Source organism: Desulfosporosinus sp. (genome assembly GCF_014237355.1).
GTDB lineage: Bacteria > Bacillota > Desulfitobacteriia > Desulfitobacteriales > Desulfitobacteriaceae > Desulfosporosinus.
Genome location: NZ_JABZFS010000023.1, coordinates 80,226 through 91,950 on the forward strand (window position 1 = coordinate 80,226; position 11,725 = coordinate 91,950).

Genomic DNA, 11,725 nt, shown 5'->3' on the forward strand with positions numbered 1-11,725 from the left:
TTTTTCTTTGATGGAAAATCAGAAGCACTGCAAGAATTGGTGCAGTCAGTTCATAAAGTTCAGGAAAATAAAATGGGATGGAAGAATGATCACGACGACGGAACTCAAGTTTATTCCTTCAGAATCCTTAGAAATCGTGGATGAAAAATCTAGCATCTCTTATTATGGGGTGTGTAAGGGTATAAGTATCAACAAATGTACGGAAAACACGACATAGTTGCCCGATGCCTTGAAAACACAGACTAAAGGTTTTTTTCAAAGGATGTTTGTGAGATAGAATTGTTAATAATATTGCAAATTTTTTAGATTTGGCACAACTATTGCAATAGTTAGGAATATGTTAAAACTTAACCAGTTCCATATGATATTATTCTTAAAACGATTGCGGAGGAGGAAACAGTAATGGCTAGATTGCCAGTGCTATCATTGGAGGAAATGCCGGATAAGACCCGGAATATGATTACAGGCGGAAAATCTCAACTAAGTGGTTTAAACATTAACAGAATGATGGCTCATGCGGAAAATAGTGTACGTCATTTTATGCGTTTAGGAAACTCATTGTTAACCCAAGCAAAGCTTGACCCTCGCCTGAGGGAACTAGTTATTCTTCGTATAGCTAAGTTATGCAGTTCGAAATATGAGTGGCATCAGCATGTAATTATTGCCAGGCAGGTTGGAGTGCCGGAGGAGCAAATATCCTCTTTAAGCCAAGATCCGGATCCTTCAGTCTTTAATCCTCAAGAACTAGCGATTCTGAGATACACTGAAGAAGTTATTACTAACGTTAAATCCAGCGCCGAAGCTTTCGAGAAACTATCCGAATTCCTCAGTCACCAAGAAATAGTAGAACTAACCCTTACTATTGGTTTTTATAACATGGTTGCTCAATTCCTTGAAAACACGGAAGTAGAAATTGAAGGAATGTAATAGGGCCACAGTAATTAATCAATGGAGATGAGAAGATGGAGAAAAAGATCAATGCCATGTATTTTAGCGCCACCGACACTACTAAAAAGGTTGTTTCTGGGATTGCGGAGAGCATTGCAGCGAATATTGGCGAGGGATTAATCGTTAATATAATTGACTTTACTCTTCCTGATGCTCGCAAAGACCCTATGTCTTTTACTAAAGATGACGTCTTAGTTTTAGGAGTTCCAGTCTATGCGGGAAGAGTTCCTAATGTATTATTAAACTATCTAAACTCTATTACAGGTGACGGTGCATTAGCAATTCCTATCGTAGTCTATGGAAACAGGAATTATGATGATGCTTTAATAGAATTAAAAGATATTCTCGAATTGAACGGTTTTAAAGTTATTGCTGGTGGAGCATTTGTTGGTGAACATTCATTTTCTAGAATTCTCGGCAAAGACAGACCCGATGAAAAAGATATCACAATAGCCAGGGAGTTTGCTAGACAAATAGCCAAAAAAATAACAAATCCAGATTACCTGACAAGTATTTCGGTAAAAGGAAATACCCCTTATCGAAAGTATTATATGCCTAAAAATGTCGATGGCAGCCCTGTCGATATTAGAAAAGTGACTCCAAAAACAAATAGTGATTGTATAGATTGTAAACTTTGTGCAGAAGTCTGTCCAATGGGTTCTATTGATCATGAAGATGTCTCTAAATTAAATGGTATTTGTATTAAATGTGGTGCTTGTATCAAAAAATGTCCTGCTCAGGCAAAGTATTACGATAGTGAAGACTATTTAAGACATAAATATGAATTGGAAACTGAATTTGCCGCTCGAAGAGAACCTGAATTATTCATCTAATCCTCAAGAACTGGGACGCGGAATGATAATAACAGGATAATATGATATAATCTTTAAAGTTTGTTATTAGGAGATGATACATAGTGGTTCGAGTCGCCGACCTAGAAACAGGCAACTATTGGAAGCACATGGGCATGACAACAGTTGTCGGGGACGATGGAATAATTCGAGTTCAATTAACCATCAACGAGAACCTGTTGCAGTTCTATGGGAATGTGCATGGAGGGGTAATTGCTTCTTTAATTGATACAGCGATTGCTGTGGCGGTCAATCAACAGTTAGACCCGGACGAAGGCGCTTCGACTGTGGAACTGAAAATCAATTATCTGCGTCCAATAAGTAAGGGAACTCTGTGGGGGGAAGGCAAGGTCATTCAAAAAGGTAAAAGTATTGTGGTTGCCCAAGGTGAAATCAAGGATGAAGAAGGTCGACTACTGGCCATAGGTACCGCGACCTTTATGGTGAGGAAGCTAGCTCGTTAGTTGTAGCTGGGTGGGACTAATAAGGGGTGAAGTTAATGACTCTACGGGATGCAGTGTTACAGGCATTAAAAGAAAATAATAATGGAGAATGGCTTTCGGGAGAAACCTTGAGTGAACGTCTGAAAGTATCTCGAACGACCGTCTGGAATCAAATCAAGGCGCTGCTTGCCGAAGGATATAAGGTAGAATCATCCCCGAAAAAGGGTTATCGTCTTAGTTCTCCTCCGGATATTTTGTCCTCTGCAGAAGTGTGTCCTGGATTGACTTCAGAGGTATTTGGCCGGAAGGAGTATATATATTATCAAGAAACCGATTCTACGAATAGCCGCGCCCGAGACTTGGCAGCTAAGGGGTACCCCGAGGGAACCCTAGTCGTTGCGGATATGCAGACTTCTGGACGGGGACGTCGCGGTCGGAGTTGGTACTCACCGAGCAACCAAGGGATATATATGTCCGTAATTCTTCGCCCGGTTTTGCCCTTGAAGGAAATTTCAAGAATTTCTCTGGTAACTGCAGTGGCAGCAGCAGAAACCTTCCAGGAGGAGCTAAACCTGCCGGCCCGTATTAAGTGGCCCAATGATATTTTAATAAACAACAAGAAGATAGCTGGTATTTTAGCGGAAGTTGTTACTGACATGGACGGCATCGAATACATCGTTGTGGGAATCGGTTTGAATATCAACAACCAGCTTCACGATTTTCCCAGCGACCTGCGTACCCTCGCTACCTCAGCCCAGGTTGAAGATAAGCAACCTGTTTCCCGAGTTAAGGTGTTGCAAGGCTTATTGGCACGGTTAGAGAGCCACTATTTCGACTTGCTGGCAGGTAGGTTTGCAAATACCCTTGAAAAGGGAAGAAACCTATCAGTGGTCATCGGGAAAGAGTTAAGCCTGGATACCATTAATGGTGTTCTCGTCGGTCAGGCAGTTGATATTGATGATAATGGATTTCTGTTGCTTCGCGACAAGTCCGGTGATGTACACACTATAATTTCTGGTGAAATAACAATCATACCCTCATCGTCATCCGCCCAGGGTATTGTTAAGTAGATTTTTGTTTTTTAGTTGACAATAAAATTAGCAAATATTATAATAACAGCAGAACACCGTTACTATAACTACATAGTAGTAAAGTGACTGGGGACTTGCGAGAGGGATAGTTTCCTGTCGCAAGTCCCTTGTCAGGTTTTGATCTGCTTTTGGCGAATGCTCAAGCCCTTCAACATACTTGGCAAGTGAACTCTTAAACTAAAGAAAATGAGAGGGAGTTTAAACAGATGGTTAAGACAAATAGTCCCTTGCGGCGGATGGTTTACGCAGGTATGTTCGGAGCCTTGACTGCGATCGGTTCCTTAATAGTCATCCCCATGCAGCCGGTACCAATGACGCTGCAAACCCTTTTTACAAGTTTGGCAGGAATCCTTTTGGGCGGAGTTACGGGAGCAATGAGCCAAATTGTCTATGTTCTTTTGGGGGTTATGGGTCTGCCAGTCTTTGCAGGCGGCAAAGCAGGTCTAGGAACTCTATTGGGTCCTACAGGTGGTTATCTCATTGGTTTTATTGTAGGAGCCTACATTATTGGAAAACTAGTTGAAAGCCGTAAGAAACCTGGCTTAGCCTGGTTCGGATTTTCTCTAGTCGTAGGAAATCTAGTCATTTATACCCTGGGAGTAGCACAACTTTCTTTAGTGGCTCACTTATCCGTAACAAAAGCTCTGTTAGTAGGTGTTGTTCCCTTTCTATTGGGCGACCTGATTAAGCTGGTGACTGCGGCCCTAATTGCCCTTAAATTACGCAATACGATTAAAATAGGAAAGGACCCTGAAGACTATGATCAGGGTTTATAACCTGACTTATACCTATGAAAAGGGACGGCCACCTGCTGTCAAAGACCTCAATTTAGGCATAGATGAGGGTGAGTATATTGCTATCATCGGTCCCAACGGTTGTGGCAAGACCACCCTGATTCGGCATTTTAATGCCTTACTTATTCCTTCTGTAGGTGAGGTGCAGGTGGCTGAACTCAATACCCGTGATTCCAAAAGCCTTCTGGAAATTCGGCGACGGGTGGGGATGGCTTTTCAGAATGCTGATAATCAGATTGTAGGTATGAGTGTTGAAGAGGACGTGGCCTTCGGTCCTGGCAATCTGGGGTTACCAGCGGCTGAGGTACGCCGACGAGTAGATCAGGCTCTGGCGATGGTAGGTCTGACTGGGTTGCAAACCCACTCTCCACATACCCTTTCCGGAGGTCAGAAACAGCTTCTAGCTTTGGCCGGCTTACTGGCCATGGAACCAAAAATTATTGTGCTCGATGAACCTACCGCCTCGTTGGATCCGGAAGGGAAGAAGAAGGTACTAACCTTATTGAAAACCTTGAACCGCCAAGGGATAGGCATTATACATGTCACTCACAGTATGGAGGAGGCCGCTTTAGCTAGTAGGATACTGGTGATGAATCAAGGGGAAGTAGTTGCAGATGGAAGTCCCGGCGATATATTAAGAAGGGTGGAATGGCTTAAGTCCCTCAGCTTAGCCCCACCCCAGATCACTGAGTTGATGTGGCAACTGCAGCAACGCGGGGAATCTGTAGGAACTAATAGTTTTACAGTAGACGCTGCAGTTGAAGAAATAAGCAACCTGCTAGAGCGCCTCAAGAGTTCTCGAAAGGCGAAAATGATCCGGAAGGCGGATGGTTATGTATAAGTATGGATACGTTTTTCTGGAATCCCCTGTGCATAAAAAAGATCCCCGGATTAAACTAATCGCAGTGATAGCACTTAGCATAATCATTTTTCACGTAGGCTTTGTGGGCCTCTTGATAGCCAGCGCAGCAGCCCTAGTAATCGCGCTGCTTGCCCGGATCCCCCTAGGCTCATTGCTAAGAACACTTCACCCAGTCCTGCCTTTTTTTGCCTTATTATTCTTGATGTATCTCTTTTTTACACCAGGACGCCCACTGCCGCTATTTCCTATTGGTCCGGTGCTGATTAGTTTTGAAGGGTTAACCCTTGGGGTCCTACAGGTATGGAAATTTCTATTATTGGTGTTGGTTGCCTCGATTTTGACCATGACAACCTCGCAATCCGAACTTACTATGGGGTTGGAACGATTGTTGCGGCCCATTAGAATTACTGGAATATCCTCTCATGATGTAGCTATGATGGTGTCCCTAGCTTTAAGGTTTATGCCCACCCTAATGGATGAACTGAATCTCATCAAGCAAGCCCAATTGGCTCGAGGGGCAAATTTAAATCCGCGCCGAATTAGTGGGAAAATTAGGGCCATGAGTCATCTGGCTGTGCCCTTAGCAGTAAATATCTTCCGCCGTTGTGATGAGCTGATAGAAGCCATGGAAGCTCGGGGATATCAGCAGGGCCACCGTACCTACCTGCGTGAGCTGGTCTTATCCCGTAGTGATTATTGCCTCATAGCGGGGATCCTTCTATTATTAATAACGGTTATAGTCACATAAAGGCCAAAAACATCTAACTATAGTTCCTACACAAAGGACCGAGGCGCATGCCTCGGTTTTTCTTTTAACTTGAACGAGTTCACTCTTAAGATAAATTGTATTTGCCCAGTTTTTCATAAAATGCGGAGCGGCTCATTTTAAGTAGACGAGCAGCTGCACTCTTGTTACCCTTTGCTTTTTTTAGAGCAACCATAAGCATTTCTTTATCAACATCGCTCAACACCGCTCGATAGGAGGAGGGTTCATGGACCTTCTGGCCAAATTGAAAAATCTGCGCTGAGAGGTGTTCAATTCCAATCTCGCCCTCCCATACATAGTTAGCAGCTCGTTCAATGGCGTTTTCGAGTTCCCTTATATTACCTGGCCAAGAATAGACCAGTAAAGCATCTTGTGCAGCTTGGCTTATGCCAATTACATTAGCTCCTAAGATTTCATTATATTTTGTTATAAAAACATCGGCCAAAGGCAATATGTCTTCGGAGCGTTCCCGAAGTGAAGGAAGATTAAACTGTATTACATTTAGACGATAATAAAGATCTAATCGAAAAGCTCCCTCTTTTATAGCGTCCCGTAAATTTTTATTTGTGGCCGCGATAATACGAACATCCACCTTTTCGGGGGTGACTCCGCCCACCTGCATAAATTGTTTATCTTGCAAGACCTGCAATATCTTTGCCTGGATCGATAGAGGCATATCGCCAATTTCATCAAGGAAAATCGTTCCCTCATGGGCTTGGGTGAAATATCCAATCTTTCCTTTCTTGGAGGCTCCGGTAAATGAACCCGGAGTATAGCCAAAGAGTTCGGATTCTAAGAGAGATTCTGGGATAGCGGCGCAATTCACTTTGACAAATGGATGGTTTGCACGAGGACTGGCGGCATGGATGGCATGAGCAAACATGTCTTTACCTACACCGCTTTCTCCGGTCAGAAGAACCGTTGAACTACTGCGAGCAATCCGCTGGGCGTCACTTTTCATTTTCATAAAGGCCTGATTTTTCGAGACTAGATTATCAAAGCTATTACCACGCTTTTCAAGTTCATCGCGATAATATTGGACTTGTTGTCTTAAGGAGAGCCATTTACGGGCGATTTCTTCAGTAAGTCTATTATCATCAAGATAGACAGTACTGACGACACCTACGGTCTCAGTCTCACCATAGATATCTTTGTTAATAGGTATATGTGAAACGATGCAATTTCTATCGTTAATAATGCATTCTTCTACTTCGGCAACACCGGTTTTACTTACCTCTGCGGGAACTTCCGATAAGAGTTTTTTGATCGGTATTCCAGTCATTGCTTCTGCAGAATCATTAATAAGTCGACAGCCACTTTCATTCACATACTTTATTAAACCTTTTACATCAGAAACAAATACACCATCTGAGGAAGCATTCAGAACTCCATCAAGATTGGTCTGCAAGTCCTTAATGATTTCTAATTCTCGAGCCATTTCTTCCATATCAGATATATCCACAAAAGCAATTTTTGTGCCAATCTGCACATCATCCGCTATAATTGGCATTTGGCTGACAATGACTGGGAGTGACTGTATGGTCTGCTTAATTCCTCGGTTTCCTTTACTAAATATTTTAAGATCTGGGAGGACGCGTTCCAGGTGTGAATTCTTGATCTTCGAGGCCTTTAGTCCAAACATTTTTTCAGCGATAGGATTTATCCTTAAGATCTTACCGTTATTATCTATAACGATAATACCTTCATAATTTGCATTGAATATAGACTCAAGCAGAACGTGTGACGTCATAATTACCTTCTGACTTCCTCGAAGATATTCTGCTGTTCCAATCATACCAACGGGCTTACTATGATTGTCAACCACCACCACATAATCAACAAGGCTTTTGCTTGAACGCACTACCATAGAGATTTCGTCATAACATAGGTCCCAGGATACAGAAATGGGTTTATTCACAATGTAAGGTGTGCAAGGATCGTCTAAGCTAGAACCATCGAGTAGGGCCTTATATAATCGTTTCTTGGGGAAAACGCCAATTAACTTATTATTATTATCAACAACTGGAAGCGTATCCAGCCTGGAATCCTGGTAATACTGGATTACAGTCCGAAGAGAATCCCCTGGATGAATAACCCTAAAATGCTTATTCATCATCTGTTTAACGGTTAGCCATGAAGTGTAATTTAAGTTCTCGGGAACCATCATTATGCTATTCTCCTCCCTCTCGTTGCTCAGTACTTATAGGTCGATTATATTTTCAGAATAATTATACTATATTTTTAAGTATTATAAAATGACTAATATGTAGTCTTATCGCGGCTGATTTGGAATAATTACTTATTAATTTTCCTTAAACTGACGTCCTCAGCAAGGTACTCATGGAGTGATCCGTCAGATAATCGCACAATTAGCCCACCCTTTTCGCTTATATCTAGGGCCAGTCCATTAATGGAATGATTGCCCTTGTTCACAGTAACATTTTGTCCTAAGGTTACGTTATTTTCAATCCACTTACTGCGAAGATAGGGGTGGCCAGCTTTTAAAAAGCCTCGGATATGTTCATCCCAGCTGATAATAAACTGTTTGAGCAACTTAATACGGGAAACGTTTTGGCCTAGTTCTAAGCTTAGTGAAGTGCTGGTGTCCTGGCAATCAGGGGGAAGATGATGGATGCTTAGGTTTACATTTATGCCTAAGCCGATGATTAAGTACTCAATCTTAGCTCTTGAAAAACTACTCTCTGCAAGTATTCCGCAGACCTTTTTACCGTTTATATAAATATCGTTAGGCCATTTGATTCCAGCTCTAAAGCCAGTAACAGTTTTAATTGTTTCGGCGACAACTACGGCGGTTAAAAGGGTAAACTGAGGAACAAATTGCACGCTGATTTCGGGTTTTAATATCATGGACAGTAAAAGCCCTTTCCCAGGTGGGCAGGACCAGTGGCGTTGCATTCTGCCACGCCCGGAGGATTGGGATCTGCTCATAACTATAGTGCCCTCGCCAGCCCCGTACTTAGCCATGTGTTTTGCGATACTGTTAGTTGAAGTGACCTCCCGATATAGATATAGTTCCTTGCCCAACAGGCTGATATGCTTATGTGGCAAGTAAGTCTCTTCCTTTACGGATCTATAGTTCATCAGATTAATCCCCCTTTTAGAACACATTAATAATTGGAATTAAAATACCACCTACTATGCTTGCAGTCAAATAATTTAATAACATTAAAGAAAATGTGTTCGTAAAACCGGAAAGCTGTCTTCCTAACCATACAATCTATTCAATGATTTGAGTGTGCCTCATACAAATATAATAAGAAATAATTCAAAATTTTGGGGATGAATAGAGGATTTCACCCGATGTCTATTGAATTAAATCAGAATTGGCATAATTATTGCAATATTCAATAAACGTGGTAACTGCGATTCGTGTACCCAATTATTTGGAACCCAGTGGCGCAGGTATCTATAGTTTGAAACAACTAGACTACTTACACGGCAAACGCAGATCAACAAATACAAGGAGGTGAAATTGAAAATAATCTAAGCATTTAACTCTTGCATCACGTCTGAAAGCAATAACTCAAGGAAAAAAGCGTAACTAGAGGTGACGAACGATGGATTTCGGTTTAACTGAAGATCAACAAATGATTCAAGATATGGCCCGTAATTTTGCGCAAAAGGAAATTGCTCCTTTCGTTGAAGAGGATGAAGAAAATCACTACTACCGTAGAGAGATTCTAACTAAATTGGGTAATTTGGGACTGTTGGGTTGGAGTATCCCTGAGGAGTACGGCGGAAATGGCATGGGTTGGATGGAAGGGGTTCTGGCTCTTTATGAAATAGCCAAGGTTCATACTTCCTGGAGACTGAGCATCAGCGGCAATTGCTGGGGACCGGCAATGACCATAAATGAGTATGGTACTGAGGAGCAAAAGAAAAAATATATCCCCGGACTGGTAAAGGGATCATCAGTAGGCAGTTTTGCTCTAACTGAAGCCAATACAGGTTCGGATGTAGCTAGCATGAAGACCTTTGCCGAAGATAAAGGGGACCACTGGTTGATAAATGGTTCTAAGATGTGGATATCCGGTGGACATACCAGTGATGTGGGACTTCTCTATGCCGTCACCGAAAAAGGTGCAGGTTCTAAGGGAATATCCTGTTTTATAGTTGACTACAACAATACTCCTGGTGTTACCAGAATTCCGATTCTTACAAAGGTGGGGATGTGGCCTGCCCCCACTTCGGAACTGGTATTTGAAAACGCAGTAATTCCGAAGGAAAACCTTTTAGGACCGCTAAATAAAGGTTTTCAGATCTGCATGTGGATGTTGAATAACACACGCATGGGCTGCGCCACGGGTTCAGCAGCTCTTGCAGCAGCCTGCTTAGAAGGTGCAGTACAATATGCCAATGAGCGAACTCAGTTTGGCAAACCCATTGGGAAATATCAGATGATTCAGGCGCAGCTTGCGGAAATGAAACTAGAAGATGAAGCTGCCAAATATCTCGTCTATCATGCAGCATGGTTAAAAGACAATAAACTGCCTAATCAGCAAGCAACATCCATGGCAAAGTTATACGGAAGTATCGCAGCGGTTCATAGTGCCAACATGGCCATGAAAATATATGGTTCCTATGGTTATTCAACAGAATATCCTTGTGGCAGATGGCTCCGGGATTCCAAGCAGTTTGAAACTCTAGAAGGAACATCCAACATTCATATGCAGATTATTGCGGGCATCGAACTTGGCTATCAACCTAATCGGTAGGCGGAAGAGGAAATAGGACTTTTAATCATAGAACAGGGTATCTATTAAAAAGCAATGAGAGAAAACCATATTTTTAAGTTAAATTTTCAGATTAATTAAAAACTTTAAACTAATTTGAATAATTAGTTAAGAACCCGAACCATCTTTACAGTCCTATGACTGTTCTATAAAGACTTATGAGGAAATCGGTTGCAAAAGTTCAAATTAGACCATTAAGAGGAGGTAAATTTATGCGTAAATTACTAAGCTTAATAATGATTGCAGTTTTAGCCCTTGTCATGTCCGGGTGTGGTAGTAAGGACACTGCAAGCCCTGGTCAAGATTCCGTTAAAGAACAAAAAGTCAACGTGGCCACAGGAACTACATCCGGGGCCTATTATCCTATAGGAAATGCCATGGCAAAGATCTGGACAGATAAGGTTCCAGGAGTGAAAGCTTCAGCCCAGTCAACAGAAGCCAGTGCAGCAAACATGAACTTCTTACAACAAAAGGAAGCAGAAGTTGCGTTTACTATGGCTAATGTCGCTGTATATGCTTATGAAGGGCAGGATTCATTCACTGGTCGAGCCAACAAAGACCTTCGTGGCATGACCTTCCTATATCCTAATGTTACACAAATTGTCGTGCGTAAGGATTCGGGAATCAACTCGGTCAAAGATCTGAAGGGAAAGAGATTTGCACCTGGGGCCACGGGAAGCGGAACAGTAACAAACTCTAAGGAAGTCCTTGATGGTTATGACCTGAATTTCTGGGATAAGGATAAAGCTAATGTGAAAGCTGACTATGTCGGATTCACAGAGGCTAGCGAGCTGTTGAAGAATAAGCAGGTCGATGCTGCGAATTTCTCAGGTGCTATGCCCCTGGCAGCTATCATGGATGTTTCCAATTCAATTGATATCAAGCTTATCTCCCTAGAACCAGAGATGATCCAACAAATCATTAAAAAATATCCTTTTTATTACGAATATGTAATACCGAAGGGCACCTACAAGGGACAAGAGGAAGATGTGCACACAGTTGCTCTTGCCAATCTCTTACTGACAAGGGCTGATCTCAGTGAAGATTTAGTTTATGACCTCACAAAAGGTATTTATGAAAACATACCAGACTTGATGAACGCACATGCCATCACTAAGAACATCAAGAAAGAAAATGCTAGTAAAGGGATGGGTCCTCTGCCATTGCATCCTGGTTCCATTAAATACTTCAAAGAAATCGGTGCAATGAACTAAAA

Annotated in this window: 11 protein-coding genes; 9 read left to right on the plus strand and 2 right to left on the minus strand. The window is 42.1% G+C overall.

Annotated elements, in window-relative coordinates; translation table 11 throughout:
- Positions 1 to 402: 402 nt before the first annotated feature.
- The 7 genes from HGJ98_RS05695 to HGJ98_RS05725 all read left to right on the plus strand — a co-directional run bounded on the left by HGJ98_RS05695 (position 403) and on the right by HGJ98_RS05725 (position 5,737).
- Positions 403 to 927: a carboxymuconolactone decarboxylase family protein gene (locus tag HGJ98_RS05695; protein WP_291350094.1), complete on the plus strand. Its 525-nt coding sequence runs from the start codon at positions 403 to 405 to the stop codon at positions 925 to 927.
- A 35-nt stretch (positions 928 to 962) separates the two neighbouring features.
- Complete coding sequence (locus tag HGJ98_RS05700; RefSeq protein WP_291350095.1) at positions 963 to 1,781, plus strand: EFR1 family ferrodoxin; 819 nt, start codon at positions 963 to 965, stop codon at positions 1,779 to 1,781.
- Positions 1,782 to 1,864: 83 nt separating this feature from the next.
- On the plus strand, positions 1,865 to 2,263 hold the full coding sequence (locus tag HGJ98_RS05705; protein WP_291350096.1) for a PaaI family thioesterase: 399 nt from the start codon (positions 1,865 to 1,867) through the stop codon (positions 2,261 to 2,263).
- A gap of 35 nt (positions 2,264 to 2,298) precedes the next feature.
- Entirely contained in the window at positions 2,299 to 3,312 is a 1,014-nt protein-coding gene (locus HGJ98_RS05710; RefSeq protein WP_291350097.1) for a biotin--[acetyl-CoA-carboxylase] ligase, read from the plus strand.
- 227 nt (positions 3,313 to 3,539) lie between these two features.
- Positions 3,540 to 4,109, plus strand: coding sequence for a biotin transporter BioY (locus HGJ98_RS05715; protein ID WP_291350098.1), 570 nt, complete (start codon positions 3,540 to 3,542; stop codon positions 4,107 to 4,109).
- Entirely contained in the window at positions 4,093 to 4,968 is an 876-nt protein-coding gene (locus HGJ98_RS05720) for an energy-coupling factor transporter ATPase (protein WP_291350099.1), read from the plus strand. The genes HGJ98_RS05715 and HGJ98_RS05720 overlap by 17 nt, the downstream gene beginning before the upstream one ends.
- Positions 4,961 to 5,737, plus strand: coding sequence for an energy-coupling factor transporter transmembrane protein EcfT (locus HGJ98_RS05725; RefSeq protein WP_291350100.1), 777 nt, complete (start codon positions 4,961 to 4,963; stop codon positions 5,735 to 5,737). Before HGJ98_RS05720 ends, HGJ98_RS05725 begins: the two co-directional genes overlap by 8 nt.
- An 85-nt stretch (positions 5,738 to 5,822) precedes the next feature.
- Here HGJ98_RS05725 and HGJ98_RS05730 read toward each other — a convergent pair whose 3' ends face one another.
- Both HGJ98_RS05730 and HGJ98_RS05735 read right to left on the minus strand, forming a co-directional pair.
- Positions 5,823 to 7,922 carry a sigma-54-dependent Fis family transcriptional regulator gene (locus tag HGJ98_RS05730; RefSeq protein WP_291350101.1) on the minus strand — a complete coding sequence of 700 codons (2,100 nt, stop codon included), beginning with the start codon at positions 7,920 to 7,922 and terminating at the stop codon, positions 5,823 to 5,825.
- A 128-nt stretch (positions 7,923 to 8,050) separates the two neighbouring features.
- Entirely contained in the window at positions 8,051 to 8,857 is an 807-nt protein-coding gene (locus HGJ98_RS05735) for a biotin--[acetyl-CoA-carboxylase] ligase (protein ID WP_291350102.1), read from the minus strand.
- A 476-nt stretch (positions 8,858 to 9,333) separates the two neighbouring features.
- Here HGJ98_RS05735 and HGJ98_RS05740 point away from each other — a divergent pair, with 476 nt between their 5' ends.
- Positions 9,334 to 10,491, plus strand: a complete 1,158-nt coding sequence (locus tag HGJ98_RS05740; protein WP_291350103.1) for an acyl-CoA dehydrogenase family protein — start codon at positions 9,334 to 9,336, stop codon at positions 10,489 to 10,491.
- A 230-nt stretch (positions 10,492 to 10,721) separates the two neighbouring features.
- Complete coding sequence (locus HGJ98_RS05745) at positions 10,722 to 11,723, plus strand: TAXI family TRAP transporter solute-binding subunit (protein WP_291350104.1); 1,002 nt, start codon at positions 10,722 to 10,724, stop codon at positions 11,721 to 11,723.
- Positions 11,724 to 11,725 lie beyond the last annotated feature (2 nt).